Source organism: Frisingicoccus caecimuris, from assembly GCF_004340975.1.
Classification (GTDB): Bacteria; Bacillota; Clostridia; order Lachnospirales; family Lachnospiraceae; genus Frisingicoccus; species Frisingicoccus caecimuris.
In genome coordinates this window covers 23,805-50,070 of the sequence record NZ_SLXA01000010.1, presented here as the reverse complement: position 1 = coordinate 50,070, position 26,266 = coordinate 23,805, and the positions used below count along the sequence as shown (strand labels likewise).

Sequence of the window (26,266 nt, the reverse complement as noted above, 5' to 3'; positions counted from 1 at the left end):
AAAATTATACCATAAATGGGCTGGTCAGTTAAAAAAAATATGTTAAAATAAGGATATAATTTTATGGGAGGAAAAGAATAATGAATGTATTAGTAATCAATTGTGGAAGTTCTTCATTAAAATTCCAGTTAATTCAGTCCGATACAGAGGACGTACTTGCAAAGGGACTTTGCGAACGTATCGGTATTGAAGGCAGCAGAATCGTATATACACCAGCAGGAAAAGACAAAATTACTATCGAATCTCCGATGCCGGATCACACCAATGCAATCAAACTTGTACTCAACTGTCTGACAGACGAGACAAACGGTGTTGTAAAATCTCTTTCCGAGATTCATGCCGTAGGTCACCGTGTTGTACACGGCGGCGAGAAGTTTGCTTCTTCTGTTGTTGTCAATGATGAAGTTATGAAAGCCATTGAAGAGTGCAGTAACCTTGCACCGCTTCACAATCCGGCAAACCTTTTGGGAATCAGCGTATGCAAAGAATTAATGCCAGGGGTACCACAGGTAGCTGTATTTGATACGGCTTTCCATCAGACAATGCCGCCAAAGGCATATCTCTATGGCCTGCCATATGAAGCATATACAGAGGACAAGATTCGTCGTTACGGTTTCCACGGAACATCCCACAGCTACGTTTCCAAACGTGTGGCCGAAATGCTTGGAAAGAAACCGGAAGATCTGAAAACGATCGTTTGCCATCTGGGTAACGGCTCCAGTATCTGTGCTGTAAATCAGGGCAAATGTGTAGACACAACGATGGGGCTTACACCGCTGGCCGGTCTGCTTATGGGAACACGCTGCGGCGATATTGATCCATCCATCCTTGAGTTCTATGCTCAGAAACATAATCTTGATGTTTATCAGGTAACAGATATCTTGAATAAAAAATCCGGTGTTCTCGGCATCAGCGGCGTAAGCAGCGATTTCCGTGATGTTGAAGAAGCAGCAGATGCGGGTAACGAACGCTGCAAATATGCATTGGATGCTTTCAAATATCAGGTGGCTAAATTCATCGGCGGATATGCAGCAGCTATGAATGGCGTTGATGTGATCGTATTTACAGCCGGTGTTGGTGAGAACAGTGCAACAACACGTCAGGGTGTTTGTGATTATCTCGGATATCTCGGAATTACGATTGATGCGGAAGCAAACGGAAAACGCGGGGAAGAAATCGAAATCACTACAGCAGACTCTAAAGTAAAGGTATTCGTTGTTCCTACAAACGAAGAATTGATGATTGCAAGAGATACCGTTGCTTTAACAAAATAAGTCCATGCACATTTGACATGGAGATGAATATTCTATAGGGAGACCATAGAAAGGTCGGAGGCCCAAAATGCGGAGACGGCTTAGCTGGCTCTTTATAGGATGTTTATTGGTGATTCCCTGCATGGGAACGCAGATTTATCAGAATTACAGGCCTTCAGCAGATTGGGAACAGTCCGCTGAGGGCCTTACTGTTCATATGAAGGAATTCGGAATGGACAGGGTTGTGAGTTTTGACGAGTATGCGATCGGCGTACTGGCTGCCGTACTGGAACCAGATACCAATGAGGAAACAATGAAAGCAATGGCAGTCATCCTGCGAACTTACATAGCTTACACTTCGGCCGACGGCAGGCAGCCGGATAGCCAGTGGCTGGGCCAGCCCTGGTTGTCGGCCCGGGAGCGGATTGCCAAAGGCATGGATGAAGAGAAACTAAAGAAGGCGGTATCGGAAACGGAAGGCAGAAAAATACTCTACAACGGGGAACCGATACTGCCTTTATATTGCGCTCTGTCTAACGGGAAAACCCGCTGCTTTTCCGATGTATGGGGTGGAGAGTATGCTTATTTGACCACTGTGGACAGTCTTTGGGATAAAAGTTCCCCCGATTATATGGAAAAAATCTGGCTGAGCCGGAAAAAAATCATCCGGATGCTGGCAGAGACGGACGGGACGAAAAACGCCTGGGGACAACTATCAGAAAGTATGGTGCAGATTGTGGATAAGGATGATTCCGGTTATATACTTCAGATAGAAATTGGCGGTCAGACGTACTCGGGGGAAGATCTGCGCCGTCGTTTGGGCTTGCCGTCGGCCTGCTTTGATTATACTGTTAAAAATGATGGTATTGAATTTACCTGTTATGGCCGCGGTCACGGTGTGGGGCTAAGCCTTTTTGGCGCCAATGCCATGGCTGAGGAAGGAAAAAGTTGGGAGGAAATTATTTCGTGGTATTTTCCGGGAACAAGTGTATAAAGTTTGATTTACTGGTCAAACTATAGCTACGAGGTGATAACAGGTGAAAGAGAATTTCAAAAATTATTGGAAAAAGAATGGATTTTACATGGTACTGACAGGGGCATTGGTCGTTGTTCTCGGAATTTCCGGCGTGGCCGGATATCGTTCCGGGATGAAAGATAAAGCGGCTGCAGAAAATGCCGCCGAATTCAGTCAGGCGGAAAATGCACCGGAGGTTTTGGATGAAACACCAGCAGTAGCAGCAGGAAACACTTCAGACATTGAGAATGCGGTAGCCGAATCCATTGCGGCAGCAGAAGCAGCTAATGCCACGGTTGCGGAAACCTTCGGGGATGATGCTAAGATGGTATGGCCGGTAGAGGGAGAAATCCTGAAAGAATTCTCATCGGATAAAACCATTTATTTTGAAACATTGGATCAGTATAAATGTAATCCGGTGATTCTTATTAAAGCCGATGTGAATCAGGAAGTTGTTGCAGCCTTTGGAGGCACTGTTGAGTCAATTACAGAAGATAGTGTGAACGGTATGGTGCTTACTGTGGACATGGGCAATGGTTATAAAGCCATTTATGGTCAGATGAAAGATATCAATGTAAAAGAGGGTGAAGCTGTTGTGAAAGGTCAGGCCATTGGAAATGTGGCTCAGCCGACAAAATATTATACGGAAGAGGGAAGTCATCTTTATTTTGGACTCACAAAAGATGAGACGCCGGTGAATCCTCAGGATTACCTGGAAAAATAAGGCGCCGGTTTTCCAGTCACCAAATTGAAAAAATCACATAAGATATAAAGCAGGCGATGATGAATCGGCCATACATATTGGAAAATATGCTGCCGATTATATTACAATTCTTCTGGTATTACCGGCCCGGGCCAGACCTTTGAATAAATACTGTATTTTCATCGGCTGCTTTATATAGCGGGGCATTGTCATCACGGCAATGCCCTTTTTCTGTTGAAATTAAAGTGTCAATCAGATATAATAAGTTCTGTAAACCATTTTTACATTTACTGGAAAGGGTATTATGAATTATACATACATTTTACAGTGCAGTGACGGTTCATTATATACTGGTTGGACGAATGATCTGGAAGCTCGGATTCAGGCGCATAATGCGGGGCGGGGTGCAAAATATACACGCAGTCGCCGGCCTGTCAAACTGGTTTATTATGAATGTATAGAAACAAAGGAAGAAGCGATGCGTCGGGAATATGCGATTAAGCAATTAAACCGTCAGCAGAAGCTGCAGTTGATCGCACAGCGGAGGAGAGACAACCTATGAACAACATTTTAAAAAAACGGACCTCGGTTCTTGTACGGGCCGCCATTGTATTAATTTCAGTCATTTTGCAGGTCTTGACCATGTTTTTACTGGTCCGGCTGCTTCAGGAGTATGCCTCCTGGGCCTATCTGCTGATTGAAATTGCCAGTATTGCCGTCGTATTTGTGCTGGTGGATAATTCATCCTCCTTTAATTCCTTCTGGATTGTGATCATTCTGGCACTGCCGGTGTTCGGCTATTGTCTTTACTTTATGTGGGGACGCAAACATACAAATAGCGCCTTTTATAAGAAATATAAAAAGATATCCGAGAAGGGCAGGGACTATAAGCAGCAGGATCCGGCCATATTGGCCGAATTGTCTGAAATGCATCCCAATAAGGCTCAAGTGGGCCGCTATTTGGTGCATGAAGGGTTTGCCCTCTACAAACATACTTCGGTCCGGTATTTTGAAGTTGGCGAGAAAAAATTCGATGCGCTTTTTGAAGATTTGGAAAAGGCAGAAAAGTTTATTTTCCTGGAATATTTTATTGTTTCCAACGGCGAGATATGGAACCGATTGAAAGAGGTTCTGGCGCGCAAAGCGGCGCAAAAAGTTGAAATTCGTCTGCTTCTGGATGATTTCGGGTGTCTTTTTATGGATGGAGACGAGATTCGTCATGAATTGTCCAAGCTGGGTATCCGGGTCAGCATATTTGCACCGATCGTAAAGGATGTTTCCCGTCTGACTTTCAATTATCGGAATCATCAGAAAATAGCCATTATTGATGGAAATATTGGTTATACCGGCGGTGTCAATCTGGCCGATGAATATGCAAATATGATCAATCGGTTCGGTCACTGGAAGGATACGGCCATTCGTCTGGAGGGGGACGGCGTCTGGGGACTGACAGAGATTTTTATGGAGATGTGGGAGCTCTCCAAGGAAAAAGAGCAGTTGGACTATAATAAATATCGTCCGACCATTTCGGTAGACGCGCCGGGATATGTTCAGCCGGTGGCCGATGGTCCGGCCAATAATCCGGATAATCCGATTGAAGAGATGTATACCCATCTGATCAATAAGGCCAGAGATTATATTTATTTCACAACACCTTATCTGGTGTTGGATAATCGGATGATAGACGATCTGTGCCGGGCGGCCCGGAGCGGTGTAGATGTACGTATCATTACGCCGCGTCACTATGATAAATGGTATGTTTATATGGTAAATATATCAAATTACGGGCGGCTTATGGAAAATGGCATTAAAATCTACGAGTATGTTCCGGGATTTATTCATGCTAAAAACGTGATTTCGGATGACGAATGCGGTGTCTGCGGGACCATTAATATGGATTACCGGAGTTTTTATCTGCATTATGAGTGCGGCGTGCTGATGACGGAAGTTCCGGCAGTCATGGAGATGAAGGAAGACTTTCTGGAAACGATGCGAAGAAGTGAGCGGGTCAGTCTGGATGCCTGGAAGCAGCGGCCGATATGGCAGAAATGTGTGCAGGGAGTATTGAGAGTTTTCTCACCATTATTATAATATAGGAGTTGAATACAACATGAAAAAAGTAGTGACGATCGCAGGCTCTGATTCCAGCGGCGGGGCAGGAATCCAGGCAGATATTAAAACGATGATGGCTCATGGAGTTTTTGCCATGAGCGCGATCACCGCATTGACAGCCCAGAATACGACGGGTGTTTATGACGTGCTGGAGGCTACGCCGGAATTTGTCGGTGAACAGATTGACTGTATATTTAACGATATTCGTCCGGATGCGGTGAAGATCGGTATGGTGTCCAATATCGGAATTATCGAAAAGATTGCAGAGAAATTAAAAGAACATCAGGCAGAAAATATTGTTGTGGATCCGGTCATGGTTTCTACCAGCGGCTGTGCCCTGATGAGTCCGGATGCCCAGGAGACTCTGGTGACAAAACTTCTTCCTCTGGCAGATATTATTACGCCAAATATCCCGGAGGCCGAGTGTCTCTGCGGCTTTGAGATCAAATCTACAGAAGATATGGTACGGGCTGCCCGTATGATCGGCGAAAACCTTAAAGGGGGCGTACTTATTAAAGGCGGTCATCTTACGGAAACGGCCGACGATCTGCTTTATGTCAATGGTGAATGTATCTGGTACCGGGGCGAACGGGTGGATAATCCGAATACCCATGGCACCGGCTGTACCCTTTCATCGGCGATCGCCAGCAATCTGGCTCTGGGTTATGACATGAAAACAAGCGTGAAGAACGCCAAAGAATATATTACCGGAGCCCTTAAAGACGGACTGGATTTGGGCAAGGGCAGCGGGCCTTTGAATCACGCCTATCGGATAACGGGGAAATAGAATATAAATGAAACAGGAGCAGGGCGCCAGAGGGATTCGTAGTTTTCCAAAGAGGAATTGCGAATCACCTTGGCGCCCCGTTTTGGTATAGATCCTATTTTAGTAGATCGGCATAACCGCCAGGAATTTATACATTAATACAAAGTGGCAGAAGCTGCCGCCCATCACGAAAAGATGGAAGATTTCGTGGGAACCGAAGTTCTCATGCCTGCTGTTAAAAATCGGAAGTTTCAATGCGTAGATCACACCGCCGATGGTATAGATGATGCCGCCGGTAAGGAGCCACATAAAAGCTTCTCTGGACAGACTGTTCAAAATCTGGGTAAATGCCAGAATGCAGGTCCATCCCATTCCGATATAGAGCACGGAGGAAATCCATTTCGGGCAGTTTACCCAAAAAGCTTTCAGAATGATTCCAAATATAGCGATGCCCCACACAATGGCCAGAAGGGTATAACCCAGAGCGCCTCGGATTGCAATGAGGCAAACCGGTGTATAGGTTCCGGCAATGAGTATGGATATCATCATATGGTCAAATTTTTTTAATCGTTTGTTTACCTTTTCATTAATATCTAATGAATGATACAGGGTACTTGCTGCATATAGTAAAAGCATGCTGACGATAAATATGCTTAAAGAAATCACATGAATGGCATCCGGAGCCGTACAAGCACGGAGGATTAATGGGACGGCGGCGAGCAAAGCCATGAGCCAGCCGATAAAATGGGTGATTGCACTGCCTGGATCTTTTGGTTTAAATTTCATAATATCACCTTCCTGTCTGAAATTTATACGAACTATGAAGTATCAAACGACAACACATAGTAATTAAAACTATATAATCTATAATATGATACTATCACAAATAAAATACATGTCAAGCGTAAAAAAATAAAAACAGTGAAAAATCTATAAAACTATGATATAGTAATCATGAATAAAATTTTCTTGGGAGTGAATAAGTATTATGGGAAAATATTTTGGGACGGATGGCTTCCGCGGCGAGGCTAATGTAAAGCTCACAGTGGAACATGCATTTAAAGTCGGTCGATTTTTAGGATATTATTTTGGGAAAGAACACAAAGCAAGGATTGTTATTGGAAAAGACACACGGCGTTCCAGTTATATGTTTGAATATGCGCTGGCGGCCGGACTTACGGCCAGCGGAGCCGATGCTTACCTGCTGCATGTGACGACGACGCCAAGTGTTTCTTATGTGGTGCGGACGGAAGAGTTTGACTGCGGAATTATGATTTCGGCCAGCCACAATCCATTTTATGATAATGGAATTAAAATCATCAATGCCATGGGACATAAGATGAGCGCCGATGTAGAGCAGCTCATTGAAGCGTATATTGATGGAAAAACAGAGGAACTTCCGCTGGCTACCCGGGAGAATATCGGGCGTACGGTGGATTATGCGATGGGAAGAAACCGTTATATCGGTCATTTGATTTCCACAGCTACCCGTTCCTTTAAAGATAAAAAGGTTGGCCTGGATTGCTCTAATGGTTCGGCATCTTCCATTGCAAAAAGTGTTTTTGATGCGTTGGGAGCGAAAACTTATGTGATCAATGCGGAACCGGACGGCACAAATATTAATATGAACTGTGGTTCTACGCATATCGAAGTGCTTCAGAAATTCGTTATAGAAAAGGGTCTTGACGTGGGGTTTGCCTATGATGGCGATGCGGATCGGTGTATTGCGATAGATGATGAAGGGCATATTGTGGACGGCGATCTGATTATGTATGTCTGCGGAAAATATATGCATGAAAATGGTAAATTAAATAATGATACGGTTGTTACGACAGTTATGTCGAACTTTGGTCTGTATCTGGCCCTTGATAAAGCCGGTATTCGCTATGAAAAGACGGCTGTCGGGGATAAATATGTCTATGAAAATATGATGAAGAATGGCCACTCTATCGGTGGTGAACAGTCCGGGCATATTATTTTCAGCCAGTTGGCGACAACCGGCGACGGTATCCTTACGTCTCTTAAAATTATGGAAGTGATGCTGGAGAAAAAGACCAGTCTTTCCGAGCTGATCAAGCCAGTGACCATTTATCCGCAGCTTCTTGTCAACGTTAAAGTTCAGGATAAAACAGCAGCAGAACAGGATGAAGATGTTCAGGCGGCTGTAAAGGCTGTGGAGGAAGCTCTTGGTAATACGGGACGTATTCTTGTGCGGGAAAGCGGAACAGAACCATTGCTGCGTGTCATGGTGGAAGCAGAAACAGATGAAATCTGCCATAAGTATGTTTATCAGGTAGTTGATGTATTAAAGGCCAAGGGCCATGCGGTTGAAGGGAAGTAGAGAACATGGGAGACAGTCTGGTTGAACAGGTGAGAAATGCTATGCCGCCAGAGGATGATCTATTTGAGGTGGCAGAATTATTTAAAGCTTTTGGGGATGCGACCCGGGCAAAGATCATATGCGCATTGAGTCAGTCCGAGCTGTGTGTGGGAGATCTGGCGCTGCTTCTCGAGATGAATCAGTCGGCTGTATCGCATCAGCTTCGGCTGTTAAAGCAGGCCAGACTGGTAAAAACACGCCGGGACGGCAAGGTGCGTTACTATTCCCTGGCGGATGAGCATATACAGGAAATGTTTAAAGTGGCGTTTGACCATGTAATGGAAGAATAAAGAATCAAGGAGAATTTACAATGGAAAAGATTATTTTAACCGGAGACCGTCCGACAGGACGGCTTCATGTAGGACATTATGTCGGTTCCCTGAAGCGGCGGGTAGAACTTCAGAATTCAGGCGAATATGACAAAATCTATATTATGATCGCAGATGCGCAGGCATTAACGGATAATGCGGATAATCCGGAAAAAGTGCGTCAGAACATTATCGAAGTGGCGTTGGATTATCTCTCTTGTGGCCTGGATCCGGAGAAATCCGTACTCTTTATCCAATCCCAGGTTCCGGCCCTGACAGAGCTGAGCTTCTATTATATGAATCTGGTAACCGTTTCACGTCTGCAGAGAAATCCAACAGTAAAGGCGGAAATCCAGATGCGTAATTTTGAAACCAGTATTCCGGTAGGCTTTTTTACTTATCCGATCAGTCAGGCCTCGGATATTACTGCGTTTAAGGCGACCACTGTGCCGGTTGGTGAAGATCAGCTCCCGATGATTGAACAGACCCGGGAAATCGTCCGCAAATTTAATTCGGTTTACGATGAGGTCCTGGTGGAGCCGGAAGCCCTTATTCCGGAGAGTGAAGTCTGCTGCCGTCTTCCGGGAACAGACGGAAAGGCAAAGATGAGTAAGTCCTTAAATAATTGTATTTATCTTTCAGATACTGCGGAAGAGGTTCAGAAAAAGATTATGGGAATGTTTACTGACCCGAATCATTTGAAGGTTTCTGATCCGGGATGTGTGGAAGGTAATGCGGTATTCACGTATCTCGATGCATTCTGTCGGGACGACCATTTTGAAAAGTTCTGGCCGGAATATGCCAATTTGGATGCGTTAAAGGACCATTATCGCCGGGGCGGTCTTGGTGATGTGAAAGTAAAACGTTTCCTGAATAATATTATGCAGGAAGAACTGGAACCGATTCGCGGCCGCAGAAAGGAACTGGAACAACATATTCCGGAAATTTATGAGATTCTGCGTAAGGGCAGTATGGAAGCAGCTAAGGTTGCAGCTCAAACATTGGAAGAAGTGAAACGGGCAATGAAAATCAATTATTTTGAAGATGCCCAGTTGATTGCAGAACAGGCAAAACGTTTTGCTGAAAAATAAAAGGATATTAAAACTGGCTGTCAGGGGATAGAGATATCCTTGACAGCCGATTTTCGTTAAATAATGAGTAGGACGAGAGAGCATATGATTTTAGTGACAGGCGGATGCCGCAGCGGAAAAAGTGAATTTGGTGAAAAGCTGGTCGAAGCTATGGGCCGTCGGCGCCTGTATGTGGCAACGGCCAGGATTTTCGATGAAGAAATGGCCCGGCGTGTGGACAAACATAAGGAACGCCGGGGAGAATTGTGGATAACTCATGAAGGCTATACGGATTTAGAGACGTTAGATTATACGGGTTTTGATGGCATTTTGCTGGATAGTGTGACATCGATGGTGACCAATCTGCTGTTTGACTTTATGGCAGAACAGAAGGATGGTGAAGATTTCTCGAAAGTGGATTACAGTGCGGCTGAAGCCTATATTATGGATAAGTTTCAGAGCCTGGGAGCGGATGTGCGGAAGAAAAATTTACCTTATGTAATGGTGACAGATGAAATCGGTCTGGGAGTTGTTCCTGAGACGCCGCTTGGGAGGGGCTTCCGGGACATTCTTGGACGGGTGAATCAATACCTGGCCTCTGAGGCGGCGGAGGTCTATTTTGTGGTCAGTGGAATTCCGATGCGGATTAAGGCGGAGTGATTTATGGATACATTGATTTTGATTTTACAATTATTTACAAGTCTTCCAATTAATAAAAGAGTGGAAGTGAGCGACGAACGTCTGATTCGGGGGGTGGCCCTCTGGCCTGCAGCGGGAATCATCATTGGTGTTTTCGATGCGCTGATTTTCTGGGCGGCGGTGCATATTTTGCCGGTTTCTATAGCGGCGGCGCTGGCGCTTCTCGGTGAACTGTGGATGACGAGGGGATTTCATCTAGACGGTCTGTGTGATACAGCGGATGCACTTTTTTCTTCAAGATCCCGGGAACGAATGCTGGAAATTATGAAGGACAGCCATATCGGAACCTTTGGTGTTGTTGCGGCAATTGCCGATCTGGCATTTAAATATCTGTTGCTCACTGCCTCCGGCATGCCAATATTTATACTGCTTGCAGCGCCGACGGCGGGGAAGATGGTTCAGGGACTGTGTATGTATAAAGCCAATTATCCAAGGGAAAGTGGCTTGGGAAAAAGCTATATTGGACGGATACCATTAAGTATTGCCGTTGTCTCATCGGTTTTTGGCGCCGTCTGGGTTATTGGCAGTCTGATAGCCGGCATTGTCTGGACAGGTATAGGCTGTAGGACAGCGATAGGTTTTCCTGTGCTTTTGCTTTTTGTGATTGTATGTTTTCTGTTGGCCTGGTTGTTCCGTCGGCATATGGAAAAAGTCATTGGCGGAATGACAGGAGATACTTTGGGAGCGGCTTCGGAAATTATAGAGATTTTTTCTATGCTGCTTATGGTGGCGCTGGAAGGAGTGTTGTGATATGAAATTATATATGGTCCGGCACGGCGAAACCGAGTGTAATGTTCAACGGGTTTATTATGGCAGTCTGGATGTGCCGATTACCGAAAAGGGCCGACAACAGGCAGAAGCCGTGGGCGATATGTTGAGAAACGTGGCTTTTGATCAAGTCATTGTCTCCGGGCTTTGCCGGACAAGGCAGACAGCGGAAGCCATTCTTTCACGGCTGGAGACGGAACCGGGGAAAATATGTTCCATTCCGGCCTTCAATGAGATGAATTTTGGCGCCTGGGAGGGGCTTCATTATACGGAGGTCCGTGAGCGTTACCCGGAGGATTATAGAGCTATGGCCGGGGATTGGCAGCATTGCGGACCAAGTGAGGGAGAGCGCTTTACGGATTTTAGCCGACGTGTATGGGCGGGATGGAAAGCGCTTTCTTCCAAAGAGACATTTAAAAAGGCGGAAAATGTCCTTTTTGTTGGTCACAGCGGTCCGATGCAGTGCCTGATGTGCCATTTTCTTGGAATGGATGTATCGAATATATGGCATCTGGAAATTCGTCAGGATGTCTATACGGAATTTGAAATTGTCGATAATTTTCCGGTATTGAAAGGATTAAATGTGACATGTTAAGTTTAGAAGAAATCTGCGAAAGAATTCAGCCCGCCGATGCGGAGATGATGCATCAGGTTTGGAAAATATGGGATAATAAATGTATTCCACTTCGAAGTCTGGACTGGCTTCAGGAAACATTTGTACGCATTGCCGGGGTGCAGCGGACGGCGACTCCGCGTATTGACAGGAAACTTACCATTGTCATGGCGGCGGATAATGGAGTCATTGCCGAGGGGGTCAGTCAGTCGGACTATCATGTGACGACTCAGGTCGTGGAAAATATGCTGCATCAGAGAGCGACAATCGCGCTTATGTCGGAAAGGGCGGGAAGCGATTTCCTTGTGGCGGATATCGGGATGAAAGAAAAAGTTGAAGGTGTTGTGGATATATCACAGATGCGGGGCACGTATAATATGGCCAAAGGTCCGGCTATGAGTCGGAAAACGGCCATAGCGGCTATTGAAGCCGGGGCTGATCTGGCGATAAAAAAGGCGGCAGAAGGATACGGTCTCTTATCCACGGGTGAAATGGGAATCGGTAATACAACAAGCAGTAGTGCGGTGCTGGCGGTTCTATCCGGCAGACCGGCTGCCTGTGTGACCGGCCGGGGCGCAGGACTTTCCAGCGAGGGACTTGAACGAAAGATACAGACGATCGAGAAAGCGATCGGACTTCACCGGCCGAATCCGAAAGATGGGATTGATATATTGGCAAAGGTCGGCGGATTGGATATTGCGGGGTTGACCGGTGTGTTCCTGGGAGCGGCAGCGGCAGGGGTTCCTGTAGTCATTGATGGATTTATTGCATCCGTGGCGGCTTTATTGGCGAAGCAGCTTGTCCCGGCGGCGTCCGACGGTATGATTGCTTCTCATTGTTCAAAGGAACCGGGGGCAGTGCTTGCTCTGGAAATGCTTGGATTAAAGCCGGTGATTTACGGAAACTTTCACCTGGGGGAAGGCAGCGGCGCCGTGCTCTTATTTCCGATGCTTGACCAGGCTTTTTATCTCTATGAGAAACTTCCGAGTTTTCAGGAAGGCAAAATAGAGACATACATCCCTTTAAAATAATGCAAAAACATGATATACTGTGAACAGTTAGCGAGGTGTTTTCGAGCTTACTGAGAACGCATACCTGGAAACTTAGTGAATCGGAGCTGAAGGTGAACGGTGAACTTAGTTGACACGGTGTACTGTGAACAGTTAGCGTATAAATAAAGACAGGAGGTACATTGATGCGAGAAGTAGAGACCGTAGGTATCCTGACCAGCGGCGGTGATGCGCCTGGAATGAATGCGGCTATTCGGGCGGTTGTACGGACGGCCCGGGCCAGCGGTATGAAAGTTAAAGGAATTAAAAGAGGCTATGCCGGTTTATTGAATAATGAAATTATAGATATGGATTCCCGGATGGTATCTGAGATAGCGCGTCTGGGCGGTACGATTTTATTTACGGCCAGATGTAAAGAATTCGAAACCAGAGAAGGTCAGCAAAAAGGTGCGCAGATTCTAAAGGATAATGGAATCGACGGTCTTATTGTCATCGGTGGAGATGGTTCGTTCCGGGGAGCTCAGAAACTTTCCGAGTTAGGAATTAATACCATTGGTATTCCTGGAACCATTGACCTGGATATTAACTGTACGGATTATACGATTGGATTCGATACGGCGGTGAATACGGCGATGAGCGCCATTGACAAGATTAAAGATACTTCTACATCCCATGAGCGGTGTAGTATCATCGAAGTTATGGGCCGGAATGCCGGTTATATTGCTCTCTGGTGTCAGATGGCGAATGGTGCGGATGGTATCCTCATACCGGAACGGGATGCCTTTAACGAGCAGGACTTAATTGATGCGATCATGCATAACCGTTCAAAAGGCAAGACCCATCATGTGATCATCAATGCAGAAGGTGTAGGTCATACGAATCGGCTGGCACGGCGCATTGAGGCGGCAACGGGAATCGAAACCCGTGCGACAGTTCTCGGCCATATTCAGCGCGGTGGTTCACCGACAGCCCGAGACCGGGTGATGGCGGCGACCATGGGCGGCTATGCCATTGATCTGCTTCACCGGGGTGAAACAAATCGGGTCATTTGCTATAAAGATGGAAAATATGTGGATTTTGATATTGACGAAGGATTGGCTATGGAGAAGACCATTGATGAATACCAGTTCCTGATCAGTCGTTTGATGTCTGTGTATTAATCATAATGCTGCAGTAGGATTTTGAATCTTACAGCAGCATTTCGTTTTAAAACCACATTGAATAGTTATAGTAGTTAACAGGATTCACCAGTATAATAGGACAAAGAGCCGATTGTCTGGATCAAATGCTCACGGCTTCCGTGCCATGCCAGATAGTCGTCAAAACTTTCCAAAATCTGGTTACTGAAAATATTGGCTTCATTGAGCAATTCAAAAAAGGTTTCATTGTGGGGAATCCGTTGTTCACCGGTATACCAGGTGCGTCGGCCTTCGTTCAGATAATCTTCCGGATCACCCTGATATTCCGGATAGATAAAGCAGGTCTTTGACGAAGAAAGCTTTAAATGGTTCTCCATGAACCGGACGAGACGCTGGCGTATCTGCGGATTTGTCTGCAGGAAAATGCAGGTCCTGCGCACAGTTGTAATGACCTTGAGCAATGTTTTGCGGGACAGCCGGTAATGATAGGTCGTTCGAATGGCATATAAAAGACAGTCAGAGATAATCCGGCGTTCTTTTTTTGTTAAGGAAACCAGAGCTTCCAGATTCAACTGGGACGGTTCCATATGATTCAAACGTTTTAATAAAAGGGTATCCATAAGCGTTTCAATACGCCGATAATAAAAAGCCTCATATCTGCGCTCCGGGTAGTCGTTTAAATCCTGCTGCATGCGGGCATAAAGATAAGGGTGTGTATGGGTATCCAATGCATAATGGCAGAAAAAGCCGGCAATATAAGCCAGACAGATCTCCCGGTCTTCTGTCTCAAGAACGATGGTGTATTCCAGTAAATTGTCCAAAAAAGTACCGGTACTTTTTTCGTGAAGAATATTACATATATTATTCTTTCGTTTCCTCATATAAGGGTTCAGATAATAGAAGAAGATATCGGGACCCTGGAGTCCCATGTGATATGCATTTGGATTTTTTCGGATGATTTCTTTTAAATAGTTCGGAGAAAGCAACTGGTAGGACCGTTCACCGAACAGATAATTTGTAATTAGTCCCGGCATATACAAAATCTCCTTTGTTACAGTATACATCTATTTTAACAAATTATAACGGATTAGCAATGAAATTCCAATGAACAATTATAAAACTATTATTAATTTTTTATGGGATGTGTTATAATCATAACGATTATTGTAAAAAGGGGTTATAAACGTGCTACAAAAGATTATCAAAGTTATATTAAGTATTTTTACGGTTTTATTGGGTACATTCGCGATGCTTGTTTTTAAAGGGATTTTCTGGATGTTTAAAACCTGGAATCATCTGACCATGGATGAACTTGTTTTTCATCTGAATTCTCCATTAGAGGGGACGAATCAGGGAATGATCAACGATTTTGTCTACTCTTGCGGAATCATTACAATTGTTACGGCGATTGTTTTGTGTGTATTGATGATAGTATTGTATTTTTGTAAACGAAGATGGGTTTTTTATGCAGCAGGAGGGATTGTATGGGTGGTTTCAGCTGTGACGATAGGTTATACGTTATCCTATGCATGGAAGACGCTGGATGTCTCTTCCTATAATGATAATCGAGGAACCTTTTCGACATTTATTGATGATAATTATGTGGCTCCGACAGATGTGGCTCTGACTTTCCCCGAGAAAAAGAGGAACCTTATTTATATTTTTCTTGAGTCTATGGAAATAACCTATGCTGATGAGCAGAGCGGTGGCGCATTTAAAGAAAATGTTATTCCCGAACTGACGGAGTTATCTTTGGAGAATGAGAATTTTTCTGGTGACAGAAACGTATTAAATGGCGGAACATCCCTGCCGGGGACAGGCTGGACGATTGCCGCTATGTTTGCTCAGACATCCGGCCTCCCACTTAAAATATCTATTGGAGATAATGAGATGAATACTCAGGAAAGCTTTTTCCCGGGAATCACCTCCCTGGGGGATATTCTTGAGGCAGCCGGATATAATCAGGGACTTTTGATTGGTTCAGAGGCTGTTTTCGGCGGAAGAGAGTTGTATTTTACGACCCATGGAAATTATCGTATGTGGGATTATAATTATTATTCTCAGAATGGAAGTCTTCCGGAGGGCTATCGCGTATGGTGGGGCTATGAGGATGATTATCTTTTTGATTTCGCAAAAGATAAATTGATGGAGATGAGTCAGGAAGATGAACCATTTAATCTGACTATGCTGACGGTAGATACCCATTTTGAAGATGGTTATATCTGTGAGGATTGCCCGGATACTTATGGAGAAGACAGATACGCAAATGTTATGGCGTGTTCCAGTCAGAAGGTCAGTGAGTTTATCGAGTGGATTCAGCAGCAGGATTTTTATGAGAATACAACCATTGTCATTTCCGGCGATCATCCGACGATGGACGGTGATTTTTGTGAAGATGTGGATGAAGAATATGAGAGAAAAGTTTATACAGCCTATATTAACGCGCCAACAAGTCCGGAAGAACCGTTCTGGCGTGAATTCTCCACCTTTGATCAGTTTCCGACCACGTTGGCCGGTCTTGGTGTTCAGATTGAAGGAAACCGTCTTGGGCTTGGAACAAATTTGTTCTCTCATATTCCGACATTGACGGAACGTTTTGGCAATGAGATGATATCTGCGGAATTGTCAAAGAAATCCAGGTTGATGGAAGAACTGACAGCAGATATTGTGGATGAAAGTCTGAAACTGAAAGAAGGAGCCGGTTCGGCGGCAGTAACAGCCACATCTTATGATAATACGACCGGTCAGTTTGAAGTGACCATTTCGGACATTAAAACAGATATGGATTATCAGGCTGTGCGCTGCCTTGCGTTCCCGGAGGAGGACGAGGACAATCAGCAGTGGTATGACGTCTATTCCCTTGGAGACGGCTCCTATATGGCGGAGATCTATGCCTGGGATTATGGGTATCAGACAGGAAATTATAAAGTTCAGGTTTATCTGTTTGATGCCAATGGCAAATCTGTTATGATCAGCGAAATCGGAGGCATAATGGTTCAGTAAGAGGCGGGTGAAGCGAATGGATTTATTTGATTATATGAGAAATAACACAATGGAGAAAGAGTCGCCGCTGGCATCAAGGCTGCGTCCGTCATCGTTGGAGGAGATTGTCGGCCAGCAGCATATTCTCGGAAAAGATAAGATGCTCTATCGGGCAATTAAGGCGGACAAGCTGAGTTCAATCATTTTGTATGGGCCGCCGGGGACGGGAAAAACGACCATTGCCAGGGTGATTGCCAATACGACAAAGGCGGTTTTTACTCAAATGAATGCGACTGTAGCCGGGAAGAAGGATATGGAGCAGGTTGTGGCAGAGGCAAAGGACCGACGCGGAATGTACGGTCAGAAGACAATTTTGTTTGTCGATGAAATTCACCGTTTTAATAAGAGCCAGCAGGATTATCTGCTTCCATTTGTGGAAGACGGAACCCTGGTCTTGATCGGAGCGACGACGGAGAATCCTTATTTTGAGGTGAATAGTGCATTGATTTCAAGGTCGGTCATTTTCCGATTGGAGCCATTGGATAATGAGGATATTATGAAGCTGCTCCGACGGGCAGTTTATGATGTGGAAAAAGGTATGGGAGCCTATCATGCGGAAATCAGCGAGGATGCGCTGGCCTTTCTGGCCGAGATGAGCAATGGTGATGCCCGGACCGCTTTAAATGCAGTGGAATTGGGAATTCTCACAACGGAGCCATCAGAAGATGGAAAGATTTATATTACATTGGAAGTAGCCGCCGAATGTATTCAAAGACGGGTGACTTTATATGATAAAAATGGAGATAATCATTATGACACGATTTCGGCGTTTATAAAGAGCATGCGGGGTTCAGACCCGGATGCGGCTGTTTACTATCTGGCCCGGATGCTCTATGCGGGGGAAGATGTGGCCTTTGTTGCCCGGCGAATTATGATATGTGCAGCGGAGGATGTGGGTAATGCGGATCCACAGGCCCTGACGGTTGCGGTGAGCGCTGCCCAGGCTGTGGAGCGGCTTGGCATGCCGGAAGCACGGATTCCCCTGGCTCAGGCAGCTATTTATGTGGCCTGTGCGCCAAAAAGCAATGCGGCCTATATGGCGATCAATGAGGCGATGGACTGGGTGGCCGGTCATAAGAGCGAACCTATACCGCCCTATTTACAGGATGCCAGTTACCGCGGCGCGAAAAATTTCGGCCATGGCATCGGTTATCAATATGCCCATGATTATGAAAATCATTGGGTAAAGCAGCAGTATCTTCCGGATGCAGTGGAAGGGCATCAGTTTTATCACAGTGGTAATCTGGGATACGAGGCAAAAATGAAACAATGGCTGAAGAATTTAAAGCAGGAAGGATAAAGAGAAATGGAATTATATATTGTACGACATGGAAAAACTTATTGGAATGATGAAAAAAGAATTCAGGGATGGGCAGATATTGAGCTGACTGAGTCGGGACGTCAGGTGGCCTTTGATTCGGCAGAGGGCATGAAAGATATTCATTTTGATGGAATTTATTCCAGCCCATTGAAACGGGCCTATGAGACAGCATGTATTTTAAAAGGTGCCCGGGAACTTCCGGTTGTTGTGGATGAGCGTATTAAAGAGATTGGTTTTGGCGTGCTGGAAGGCGCGGACTTTACAAAAATCCGGGGAGATAAAACAAGCAAATTCACCGCTTTTTTTGATGCGCCGGAGGTTTACGAGGCGCCGGAGGGCGGAGAAAGTATTCAGGAAGTATGCGACCGGGCGGAAGATTTTCTGAAGGAAATCATCGAAAAGCATAAAAACGATGAGCGGATCATGATCGTGGCCCATGGGGCAGTCAATAAGGCCATGATGCATTATATCCGGAAAAATGAAATTAAAGATTTATGGGAAGGCTCTTTGCAGAGAAATTGTGGTGTGACGATCGTAGACTGTCGGGACAGTCAATTTGATGTCATAGCAGACAATAAGGTGTTTTATGAATACAAAAAAGCGTAGGATGCGCATTTATTATTTTTCGCTTTGTACCGGATGAAAGAGAGTTGTAAGAATTGACAGATTTCAGCGTCTTGTTAAATGTAAAAAATTCATGTATACTAAATGCTGAGGGCCGGGCAGGACATCTGTCTGTCAGAAGGTGGTAATGCTCAGAAAGGATGGAATTAGGAAGAATGAAGATACTTTCATTTGGCGTGCCTTGCTACAATTCGGAAACATATATGAAAAAATGTATCGATTCCCTGCTTGTGGGAGGCGATGATATTGAAATTATTATCGTAGATGATGGTTCAAAGGATGGTACGGCAGCCATTGCTGATGAATATGCAGCAGCCTATCCGGATATTGTTAAAGCGGTTCATCAGGAAAATGGCGGTCATGGAGAAGCTGTAAATACAGGACTTAAAAATGCCTCTGGTTTATATTATAAGGTCGTGGACTCAGATGACTGGCTGGATGAAGAAAGCCTGAAAAAAGTTATTGAGGTGCTGAAAAGATTTGCACAGAATAAAAAACGTGTAGATTTAATGATCTGCAATTATGTGTATGAACATGTGGAGGATCAGACCTCTAAGGCAATTCGTTATGCAAATGTACTGCCTGAGGGTGAAGTATTCGGATGGAATAAGGTGAGACGTTTCAGGGTGGACCAGAACCTGCTGATGCATTCCATGATTTACCGGACACGGGTTTTAAAGGATGCGGGGCTGGAATTGCCAAAACATACATTTTATGTGGATAACCTGTTTGCCTATGTCCCGCTGCCATACGTACGGAGTCTGTATTACATGAATGTGGATTTATATCGTTATTATATTGGCCGGAGCGATCAGTCCGTGAATGAAACGGTGATGATCAGCCGTATCGATCAGCAGATCCGTGTAAATAAAATGATGTTTGATGCCTATAGCCTTCCGGATGATGTTTTCAATAAGCGTTTGGCACGGTATATGATGAGTTATCTGGCGATGATCTGTCTGGTAACATCTATTATGCTGACGATTTCCGGAACAGAGGAGCATAGGCAGAAACGGAAGGAAATGTGGCGTTATTTTAAGGAGAACGATCCAGGGATGTATTATCGTCTGCGCGTAGGATTACGCGGCATTGTCAGCAATCCTCCGGGAATGATTTCCAGTTCGATTATGCGAAAGGGTTATCATCTGGCTCAGAAAATATATAAATTTAATTAGCTGGTTTGGGAGCGAATCCGAGAAGGTTCGCTTCCTTTTTTTGTGGAAAGTGGGTATTTGAAAGGGTTGACATTATACCCTTATGGGGTATATAATAATTATACCCTTAGGGGGTATATTAAAGAAATACTGTTTCTTTCGGAGGTAAGGAGGTATTTACTAATGGAAAAAGGGAAAGAATGTTGTTGTTATAAGACAAAACAGCGTTCGGAGGAAGAATATAAGAGCCTTATTCATCGCTTGAACCGGATTGAGGGCCAGATTCGGGGAATTAAGGGAATGGTGGAAAAGGATGTCTATTGTACCGATATTTTAGTTCAGGTAGCAGCGGCCAACGCGGCATTGAATGGGTTTTCAAGAGAACTGCTGGCCAACCATATCCGGACCTGTGTAGCCGAGGATATCCGGCAGGGGAAAGATGAAACGATTGATGAACTGGTAGCTCTTTTACCGAAGCTTATGAAATAAGGTTTGAAAGGGAGGCGTAATTATGGAGCAATATACAGTAACCGGGATGTCCTGTGCGGCGTGCAGCAGCCGGGTTGAAAAGGCAGTGTCAAAGGTGCCTGGAGTTACATCCTGTTCGGTCAGTCTGCTGACGAACTCGATGGGCGTGGAAGGCAGCGCATCCGCCCAGGATATTATTTCGGCGGTTCAAGCAGCCGGGTACGGAGCGTCAAAAAAAGGCACAGCGAACCAGGACCGGACCGTATCTGCTGAAGAGGCGGAAGATATGCTAAAGGACAGAGAAACGCCGGTTTTGAAAAGGCGGCTTTGGGCGTCTCTGGGATTTCTTATCGTCCTTATGTATTTTTCGATGGGACATATGATGTGGGGATGGCCGGTTCCGGCATTTTTTGAAAATAATCATGTGGCTATGGGCTTGCTTCAGCTTTTGCTGACAGGGATCGTTATGGTCATTAATCAGAAGTTTTTTATCAGTGGATTTAAGAGCCTGTTCCACCGGGCTCCGAATATGGATACACTGGTAGCTCTTGGTTCGGGCGCGTCTTTTGTTTACAGTACCTATGCACTTTTTGCGATGACCGACGCTCAGGTTCAGGGAGACATGAGCGGGGTCATGGCTTATATGCATGAGTTTTATTTCGAGTCGGCGGCGATGATTCTGACATTAATTACCGTAGGAAAGATGCTGGAAGCTCGTTCGAAGGGAAAGACAACCGATGCACTTAAGAGTCTGATGAGGATGGCTCCGAAGACAGCAACGATTTTGAAAGATGGCGCAGAAGCGGTGGTGCCGGTTGAGCAGGTAAGAAAAGGGGATGTTTTTGTTGTCCGTCCGGGGGAAAATATACCAGTGGACGGCAGGATTCTGGAAGGCAGCAGTGCGATTAATGAATCCGCATTGACTGGTGAGAGCATCCCGGTAGATAAGGCCGAAGGAGATGTTGTATCTGCGGCTACGGTAAACCAATCGGGATTTATTCGTTGTGAGGCAACCCGTGTTGGCGAGGATACGACGTTATCACAGATCATCCGTATGGTCAGTGATGCAGCGGCCACAAAAGCGCCGATTGCCAAGGTGGCAGATAAGGTGTCCGGTATATTTGTTCCGGCGGTCATTGCGATTGCTGCCGTTACGATCATCGTCTGGTTGATCGCGGGTCAGACCTTTGGATTTGCGTTGGCAAGAGCTATCTCCGTGCTTGTAATCAGTTGTCCGTGTGCATTGGGATTGGCAACACCAGTGGCGATCATGGTGGGCAATGGTATGGGTGCCAGGCATGGAATCCTTTTCAAAACGGCCGTATCCCTGGAGGAAGCCGGAAAGGTACAGATCGTAGCTTTGGATAAGACAGGAACAATCACCAGCGGTGAACCCAGGGTAACGGATATAATTCCGGCAGACGATATTCTGGAAGATGAACTTTTACATCTCGTCTACGCTCTGGAAAGTAAAAGCGAGCATCCGCTGGCAAAAGCGATTTTGCAGAAGGCGGAAGAAAAACAGATGACGGCAGTCGACGTGACGGACTTTCAGGTATTGCCGGGCAACGGATTAAAAGCCAGGATGGATGGAGACGCGCTGGTTGGCGGAAACTTAAAGTTTGTCAGCGGGCTGATGAATATTTCGGATGAGATGAAACAAAAGGCAGAAACACTGGCGGAAGCCGGAAAAACACCGCTCTTTTTCGGGCGGAACGGAAAGTTTATCGGTATGATCGCGGTTGCCGATGTGATTAAAGAGGACAGCCCGCAGGCGGTCCGGGAATTACAAAATATGGGTATTCGGGTTGTTATGCTGACCGGAGATAATGAGCGGACAGCTAAGGCCATTGGTCAGCAGGCCGGCGTGGACGAAGTTATTGCCGGAGTGCTTCCGGAGGGTAAAGAAAGTGTGATTCGAGCCTTAAAGGAAAAAGGCAAGGTGGCTATGGTTGGCGACGGCATCAATGATGCACCGGCCCTCACACGGGCAGATATAGGTATTGCCATTGGCGCCGGAACCGATATTGCCATTGATGCGGCCGACGTGGTGCTGATGAAGAGCCGGCTGAGCGACGTACCGGCGGCTATCCGACTGAGCCGGGCTACATTAAAGAATATTCATGAAAACCTGTTTTGGGCATTTTTCTATAATGTTATCGGCATTCCGCTGGCCGCAGGTATCTGGATTCCAATCTTTGGCCTGAAGCTGAACCCGATGTTTGGTGCGGCTGCCATGAGCTTATCCAGTTTTTGTGTTGTGACGAATGCTCTGCGTTTGAATTTCTTTAACATGCATAACGCTTCGAAGGACAAAAAAATTCAAAGCGTGGACGTGTCGGATGTGGCCGCAGCAGTCATTCAAAACGAACCGGAAGTTCAGGCGCAGACTTGTGAGATTGGGGAAACAGCTGTGAAATCACCAGCCGAAGGCTCCATAACAAAAACGTTGGAGATTGAAGGCATGATGTGCGGCCACTGCGAAAAGATGGTCAAACGGTGCCTCGAAAAGTTCCCGCAGATTTCAGAGGCGGTCGTGAGCCATGAAGCCGGAACGGCAGTCGTTTCTATGAGCGGAGAAGTGCCGGAAGAGGAGATTAAGCAGGCGATTGAAAAAGCAGGTTATGAATATATCGGAGCAAAATCTCTTGAATAAGCATGAAAATAGTATTATTATAAAACAAATAGTAGAAGGAGCGATTTTAAAATGACAAAAGTAATGATTGACGGTATGGGATGCCAGAAATGTGTTATGCATGTGACAGAAGCACTTGAAGGACTGGGCGTAAAAGACATTAACGTCAGCCTGGAAGATAAATGTGCAACTTTTAATGGTGCTTACGATGAAGCAGCGCTTAAAGCAGCTATTGATGAAGCTGGTTTTGATGTGGTTGGAATTGAATAATTTCAGAGTTGAAATGAATTGAAAAAGCTCTTTGCCAAACGTATGGGATTTGATAAAGAGCTTTTTTTCTTATTCTTCTGTATGAATTCGATTATATTCTCTTTGGATAGCATGAAGCTCCATTTCGAAGTCCTGGCGATTCTTCTGATTGATTGTTGATAGAATGACTCCTGAAAAGAATGAAATCAAAGCAGCCAGCGCAACAAAACCGCAGACGATCAATGTTGGAAATTTCAGTACAAGGCCCGTTGCCAGATATTCTCCGAATACAGGGATGAAAAAACCAAGGCTCAAAAGCATTAAGATAGCAGCGAGGATGCTGAAAAAACCAAAAGGTTTGTAGTTTTTGTAAAGCTTAATGATGGTCTTGATAACTTTGAATCCATCGCTGTAAGTATTTAATTTAGATTCACTGCCTTCCGGACGATCGCGGTAAGTTACAATTACATTTTCAACAAGTAAATTTTTATGGACAGCATGAATGCTCATTTCTGTCTCGATTTCAAATCCCTTGGACAATACGGGAAAGGATTTAACAAATTGATAGGAAAATGCTCTGTATCCAGTCATAATGTCTTTAATATCGCTTTTAAACAGAGTGTTGATGCTCTGACGTACCAGAGAATTTCCAAAATTGTGGAAAGGACGTTTGTTTTCGGTAAAATATGTGGATGACAGGCGGTCTCCAACGACCATGTCCACATGGCACTCTAAAACTTTATCCACCATTTCCCGGGCGAATTCTGCCGGATAGGTATCGTCACCATCCACCATGATATAGGCTTCAGCGTCAATCTCGCGAAACATTCTGCGGATAACATTTCCCTTACCCTGATGATATTCATGGCGCACAATGGCGCCTTCTGCTTCGGCGATAGCAGCCGTATCATCCGTAGAATTATTATCATAGACATAAATCGTTGCTTCCGGTAATATGGCTTGATAGTCGTTGATGACTTTTTTGACAGTTTTGCTTTCATTGTAGCATGGAATCAAAACAGCAATCTTATCCATAATTAAGACCTCCTATGATTCTGGATAATTATATTTAAGAACAAACAGTGTCAGAAGGATATAGAATGGAAGAAGATAGTATTCGGCCAGACCATATCGTTGCCAATAAGCGTAAGGGGTGGCAATAAACAGTGTGATAATGAGCCCGAAAGAGGGGGCAATGGCAATTCCCCATTTTGTTTTTTTCATTATTATCATTAAAAGAATGATAAAAAATATAAACCAGTTAATGATTGCCAAACTTAAAATGGAACTGTCAATACTAAATATCTGAGTAAGATCGATATACCCATTGTCCAGTAAATTGGTTTGGGTAATCCCCCATTCTTTATACTTATCAAGTTCATTCAGGTTCCCTTTGCGGATGTTGCCGGTATCAAAATTCAATTCCCAGATATTTACCGCCCAATATCCGAAAGTATTTAATTCCCACGCGTCAATGTAGCAGACCGGGTTTTTGATAAACAGGGAAAAATAAGTTTTAATAAAATCACTGAGGTGATTATTTAAATAATCCTGATCAAAATTCTCGTCCCATTTTAAAAGATCGACAACACATGGCCGGTAAGTTGAAGGATACTCTTCCAGCGGAAGTAAAGCGTCCATGTACGCCGCGTCAGAGGCGCTCATATTTCCGTCCAGGGCGGCGACGCGCGCCATCTGGTTTAAAAAAATACCAAGACTCTCTACAGGTTCACCCTGGAGATCAAAATGGGTATATACGGGACCGGTGATAAAACCGACAAAAACAGCAACGGAAATCGTACTCAGTAATAACTTTTTTGTATGATATAATATTTTTTTTCTGCGGTTTATGGCTATGATAAAAATAAAGGCAACAATACTGAAAAGTACAATATAAAAACCATTATTTCTTGAAAAGCAAAGTATCAGCAATGTGATGATGTATATTGGAATAAATCGAGGCTTTTCTTTAATAATAGATCCATTTGATAAAACAAAATCGAAAAGCAGTAGTGTCCACAGGGTCAGCGAAGCAGAAAATATCGGGTCTTTCCACATGGCGATACTGTTTAATGGAATAAAAGGTACAAATGCGAAAAATACCATTAAACCGACGCATATTCTGGGGGAGATGCCCTTGTTTCGTATCCAGCAGACAAGGTAACTTAGAATAAAAGAAATATACAGCATCTGCAAAATTGTATATATGGCGCATCCTAAATTAATGTCCTTGAGGCCCATACCGATTGTTAGACAGCCTTTGATGAAAAAGGTATATAAAATGGGATGATGATTGGATAATCCCCAGAATTCCAATGCCTGAAAAATGGACGCCAGAGAATCTCCGAATATGAATCCGGGATAATAAATAAGGAAATAGGGAATCCATGCGGCAGACAGGCAAAGAGCGCCGATTAACCAGTGTTTGTAATTGGATATACCGGTATTTTTTGTTAACGAAATATTTGCTGAAATTTTTTTAATATAGTAAAATACAGATTTAAATATTAAAACCCATAAAATTGTTAAAAAAAACAGTGCAAAAAGATCGTTAATAGAATAGGGTGTCCGGTAATTCGAATCCATGAGACCTTCATATAATTCAAAATTCGTTTTAATATGATATCCTAAAACAAGGAATACGCTGAATATGAAGGAAAAAGCAAAAAATCCGTACTTTTCCAATAGAGTTTGAGATTTCTTTTGTCTGATAAACAAGAGATAAATGACGATACATACGGCGAACCAGATAAAACCGTTATGAGGTATGCGCATGTATTCAACAAAATAGCTGCCGCAAAGCAATGAGATAATAAGAAAAAAAATGTGCGTTTTCATCGAAATTAAGCCTTTCTTATTTTTTTGTATGCCTTTAGTTTAACATTATTTTGTCTGTTTTTAAACTATTAATTTTGTATTTTATTTTTCTAGTGGTAA

25 protein-coding genes are annotated in these 26,266 nt (G+C 44.5%); 21 read left to right on the top strand and 4 right to left on the bottom strand.

Translation table 11 applies throughout. The features are described 5' to 3' along the window. Window positions 1–80 precede the first annotated feature (80 nt). The 6 genes from EV212_RS09910 (at window position 81) to thiD (ending at window position 5,870) form a co-directional block, all read left to right on the top strand. Window positions 81–1,274 carry an acetate/propionate family kinase gene (locus tag EV212_RS09910; RefSeq protein WP_132092601.1) on the top strand — a complete coding sequence of 398 codons (1,194 nt, stop codon included), beginning with the start codon at window positions 81–83 and terminating at the stop codon, window positions 1,272–1,274. A gap of 67 nt (window positions 1,275–1,341) precedes the next feature. Next, the gene (locus EV212_RS09905; protein ID WP_132092598.1) at window positions 1,342–2,247 is read left to right on the top strand and encodes a SpoIID/LytB domain-containing protein; all 906 of its coding nucleotides are present in this window, start codon (window positions 1,342–1,344) and stop codon (window positions 2,245–2,247) included. 43 nt (window positions 2,248–2,290) lie between these two features. Then, the gene (locus EV212_RS09900) at window positions 2,291–2,992 is read left to right on the top strand and encodes a peptidoglycan DD-metalloendopeptidase family protein (protein WP_132092595.1); all 702 of its coding nucleotides are present in this window, start codon (window positions 2,291–2,293) and stop codon (window positions 2,990–2,992) included. Between the two features lie 283 nt (window positions 2,993–3,275). Further along, window positions 3,276–3,533, top strand: coding sequence for a GIY-YIG nuclease family protein (locus tag EV212_RS09895; protein ID WP_132092592.1), 258 nt, complete (start codon window positions 3,276–3,278; stop codon window positions 3,531–3,533). After that, a complete protein-coding gene (gene cls / locus EV212_RS09890; RefSeq protein WP_132092589.1) occupies window positions 3,530–5,062 on the top strand; it encodes a cardiolipin synthase in 1,533 nt (510 codons plus the stop codon). Before EV212_RS09895 ends, cls begins: the two co-directional genes overlap by 4 nt. 19 nt (window positions 5,063–5,081) lie before the next feature. Then, a complete protein-coding gene (gene thiD / locus EV212_RS09885) occupies window positions 5,082–5,870 on the top strand; it encodes a bifunctional hydroxymethylpyrimidine kinase/phosphomethylpyrimidine kinase (RefSeq protein WP_132092586.1) in 789 nt (262 codons plus the stop codon). Window positions 5,871–5,969: 99 nt separating this feature from the next. On the opposite strand, the gene trhA is transcribed toward thiD, so the two are convergent. Beyond that, window positions 5,970–6,635, bottom strand: coding sequence for a PAQR family membrane homeostasis protein TrhA (gene trhA, locus EV212_RS09880; RefSeq protein WP_132092583.1), 666 nt, complete (start codon window positions 6,633–6,635; stop codon window positions 5,970–5,972). A 202-nt stretch (window positions 6,636–6,837) separates the two neighbouring features. On the opposite strand from trhA, the gene glmM reads away from it, so the two are divergent. From glmM to pfkA, 8 genes are all read left to right on the top strand, one after another. Then, window positions 6,838–8,190: a phosphoglucosamine mutase gene (gene glmM, locus EV212_RS09875; RefSeq protein WP_132092580.1), complete on the top strand. Its 1,353-nt coding sequence runs from the start codon at window positions 6,838–6,840 to the stop codon at window positions 8,188–8,190. A 5-nt stretch (window positions 8,191–8,195) separates the two neighbouring features. Next, window positions 8,196–8,519 (top strand): ArsR/SmtB family transcription factor, encoded by a 324-nt coding sequence (locus EV212_RS09870; protein ID WP_132092577.1) that lies wholly within the window; start codon window positions 8,196–8,198, stop codon window positions 8,517–8,519. Window positions 8,520–8,539: 20 nt separating this feature from the next. Continuing rightward, window positions 8,540–9,628: a tryptophan--tRNA ligase gene (trpS, locus tag EV212_RS09865; RefSeq protein ID WP_132092574.1), complete on the top strand. Its 1,089-nt coding sequence runs from the start codon at window positions 8,540–8,542 to the stop codon at window positions 9,626–9,628. Window positions 9,629–9,712: 84 nt separating this feature from the next. Beyond that, on the top strand, window positions 9,713–10,267 hold the full coding sequence (cobU, locus tag EV212_RS09860) for a bifunctional adenosylcobinamide kinase/adenosylcobinamide-phosphate guanylyltransferase (RefSeq protein ID WP_165873354.1): 555 nt from the start codon (window positions 9,713–9,715) through the stop codon (window positions 10,265–10,267). A 3-nt stretch (window positions 10,268–10,270) separates the two neighbouring features. After that, complete coding sequence (gene cobS, locus EV212_RS09855) at window positions 10,271–11,056, top strand: adenosylcobinamide-GDP ribazoletransferase (protein WP_132092568.1); 786 nt, start codon at window positions 10,271–10,273, stop codon at window positions 11,054–11,056. Between the two features lies 1 nt (window position 11,057). Next, entirely contained in the window at window positions 11,058–11,669 is a 612-nt protein-coding gene (locus EV212_RS09850) for a histidine phosphatase family protein (RefSeq protein ID WP_132092565.1), read from the top strand. Beyond that, window positions 11,663–12,718, top strand: a complete 1,056-nt coding sequence (gene cobT, locus EV212_RS09845; RefSeq protein WP_132092562.1) for a nicotinate-nucleotide--dimethylbenzimidazole phosphoribosyltransferase — start codon at window positions 11,663–11,665, stop codon at window positions 12,716–12,718. The genes EV212_RS09850 and cobT overlap by 7 nt, the downstream gene beginning before the upstream one ends. A gap of 164 nt (window positions 12,719–12,882) precedes the next feature. Continuing rightward, window positions 12,883–13,857, top strand: a complete 975-nt coding sequence (pfkA, locus tag EV212_RS09840; protein ID WP_132092559.1) for a 6-phosphofructokinase — start codon at window positions 12,883–12,885, stop codon at window positions 13,855–13,857. A 74-nt stretch (window positions 13,858–13,931) separates the two neighbouring features. On the opposite strand, the gene EV212_RS09835 is transcribed toward pfkA, so the two are convergent. After that, window positions 13,932–14,870, bottom strand: a complete 939-nt coding sequence (locus EV212_RS09835; protein ID WP_165873353.1) for a zinc dependent phospholipase C family protein — start codon at window positions 14,868–14,870, stop codon at window positions 13,932–13,934. Window positions 14,871–15,021: 151 nt separating this feature from the next. Here EV212_RS09835 and EV212_RS09830 point away from each other — a divergent pair, with 151 nt between their 5' ends. The 7 genes from EV212_RS09830 to EV212_RS09800 all read left to right on the top strand — a co-directional run bounded on the left by EV212_RS09830 (window position 15,022) and on the right by EV212_RS09800 (window position 23,350). Beyond that, a complete protein-coding gene (locus EV212_RS09830; RefSeq protein WP_243115528.1) occupies window positions 15,022–16,839 on the top strand; it encodes a sulfatase-like hydrolase/transferase in 1,818 nt (605 codons plus the stop codon). Between the two features lie 16 nt (window positions 16,840–16,855). Next, window positions 16,856–18,178, top strand: coding sequence for a replication-associated recombination protein A (locus tag EV212_RS09825; protein ID WP_132092553.1), 1,323 nt, complete (start codon window positions 16,856–16,858; stop codon window positions 18,176–18,178). Between the two features lie 6 nt (window positions 18,179–18,184). Continuing rightward, complete coding sequence (locus EV212_RS09820) at window positions 18,185–18,805, top strand: histidine phosphatase family protein (protein ID WP_132092550.1); 621 nt, start codon at window positions 18,185–18,187, stop codon at window positions 18,803–18,805. Window positions 18,806–18,978: 173 nt separating this feature from the next. Continuing rightward, complete coding sequence (locus EV212_RS09815) at window positions 18,979–19,998, top strand: glycosyltransferase family 2 protein (protein WP_132092736.1); 1,020 nt, start codon at window positions 18,979–18,981, stop codon at window positions 19,996–19,998. A 162-nt stretch (window positions 19,999–20,160) separates the two neighbouring features. After that, window positions 20,161–20,466, top strand: coding sequence for a metal-sensing transcriptional repressor (locus tag EV212_RS09810; protein WP_132092547.1), 306 nt, complete (start codon window positions 20,161–20,163; stop codon window positions 20,464–20,466). A 22-nt stretch (window positions 20,467–20,488) separates the two neighbouring features. Continuing rightward, on the top strand, window positions 20,489–23,101 hold the full coding sequence (locus EV212_RS09805) for a heavy metal translocating P-type ATPase (RefSeq protein WP_132092544.1): 2,613 nt from the start codon (window positions 20,489–20,491) through the stop codon (window positions 23,099–23,101). 51 nt (window positions 23,102–23,152) lie between these two features. Next, entirely contained in the window at window positions 23,153–23,350 is a 198-nt protein-coding gene (locus tag EV212_RS09800; RefSeq protein WP_132092541.1) for a heavy-metal-associated domain-containing protein, read from the top strand. Between the two features lie 69 nt (window positions 23,351–23,419). Here the strand turns inward: EV212_RS09800 and EV212_RS09795 are convergent, their stop codons facing one another. Both EV212_RS09795 and EV212_RS09790 read right to left on the bottom strand, forming a co-directional pair. Further along, window positions 23,420–24,364: a glycosyltransferase gene (locus tag EV212_RS09795; RefSeq protein WP_132092538.1), complete on the bottom strand. Its 945-nt coding sequence runs from the start codon at window positions 24,362–24,364 to the stop codon at window positions 23,420–23,422. A gap of 12 nt (window positions 24,365–24,376) precedes the next feature. Further along, on the bottom strand, window positions 24,377–25,915 hold the full coding sequence (locus tag EV212_RS09790) for a DUF6020 family protein (RefSeq protein ID WP_257591958.1): 1,539 nt from the start codon (window positions 25,913–25,915) through the stop codon (window positions 24,377–24,379). Window positions 25,916–26,266 lie beyond the last annotated feature (351 nt).

Coding starts and splice junctions, on each gene's coding strand:
- EV212_RS09910 (WP_132092601.1), top strand. CDS start 81: ATGAATGTATTAGTAATCAATTGTGGAAGTTCTTCATTAAAATTCCAG.
- EV212_RS09905 (WP_132092598.1), top strand. CDS start 1,342: ATGCGGAGACGGCTTAGCTGGCTCTTTATAGGATGTTTATTGGTGATT.
- EV212_RS09895 (WP_132092592.1), top strand. CDS start 3,276: ATGAATTATACATACATTTTACAGTGCAGTGACGGTTCATTATATACT.
- cls (WP_132092589.1), top strand. CDS start 3,530: ATGAACAACATTTTAAAAAAACGGACCTCGGTTCTTGTACGGGCCGCC.
- thiD (WP_132092586.1), top strand. CDS start 5,082: ATGAAAAAAGTAGTGACGATCGCAGGCTCTGATTCCAGCGGCGGGGCA.
- trhA (WP_132092583.1), bottom strand. CDS start 6,635: ATGAAATTTAAACCAAAAGATCCAGGCAGTGCAATCACCCATTTTATC.
- glmM (WP_132092580.1), top strand. CDS start 6,838: ATGGGAAAATATTTTGGGACGGATGGCTTCCGCGGCGAGGCTAATGTA.
- EV212_RS09870 (WP_132092577.1), top strand. CDS start 8,196: ATGGGAGACAGTCTGGTTGAACAGGTGAGAAATGCTATGCCGCCAGAG.
- trpS (WP_132092574.1), top strand. CDS start 8,540: ATGGAAAAGATTATTTTAACCGGAGACCGTCCGACAGGACGGCTTCAT.
- cobU (WP_165873354.1), top strand. CDS start 9,713: ATGATTTTAGTGACAGGCGGATGCCGCAGCGGAAAAAGTGAATTTGGT.
- cobS (WP_132092568.1), top strand. CDS start 10,271: ATGGATACATTGATTTTGATTTTACAATTATTTACAAGTCTTCCAATT.
- EV212_RS09850 (WP_132092565.1), top strand. CDS start 11,058: ATGAAATTATATATGGTCCGGCACGGCGAAACCGAGTGTAATGTTCAA.
- cobT (WP_132092562.1), top strand. CDS start 11,663: ATGTTAAGTTTAGAAGAAATCTGCGAAAGAATTCAGCCCGCCGATGCG.
- pfkA (WP_132092559.1), top strand. CDS start 12,883: ATGCGAGAAGTAGAGACCGTAGGTATCCTGACCAGCGGCGGTGATGCG.
- EV212_RS09835 (WP_165873353.1), bottom strand. CDS start 14,870: ATGCCGGGACTAATTACAAATTATCTGTTCGGTGAACGGTCCTACCAG.
- EV212_RS09825 (WP_132092553.1), top strand. CDS start 16,856: ATGGATTTATTTGATTATATGAGAAATAACACAATGGAGAAAGAGTCG.
- EV212_RS09820 (WP_132092550.1), top strand. CDS start 18,185: ATGGAATTATATATTGTACGACATGGAAAAACTTATTGGAATGATGAA.
- EV212_RS09815 (WP_132092736.1), top strand. CDS start 18,979: ATGAAGATACTTTCATTTGGCGTGCCTTGCTACAATTCGGAAACATAT.
- EV212_RS09810 (WP_132092547.1), top strand. CDS start 20,161: ATGGAAAAAGGGAAAGAATGTTGTTGTTATAAGACAAAACAGCGTTCG.
- EV212_RS09805 (WP_132092544.1), top strand. CDS start 20,489: ATGGAGCAATATACAGTAACCGGGATGTCCTGTGCGGCGTGCAGCAGC.
- EV212_RS09800 (WP_132092541.1), top strand. CDS start 23,153: ATGACAAAAGTAATGATTGACGGTATGGGATGCCAGAAATGTGTTATG.
- EV212_RS09795 (WP_132092538.1), bottom strand. CDS start 24,364: ATGGATAAGATTGCTGTTTTGATTCCATGCTACAATGAAAGCAAAACT.
- EV212_RS09790 (WP_257591958.1), bottom strand. CDS start 25,915: ATGGATTCGAATTACCGGACACCCTATTCTATTAACGATCTTTTTGCA.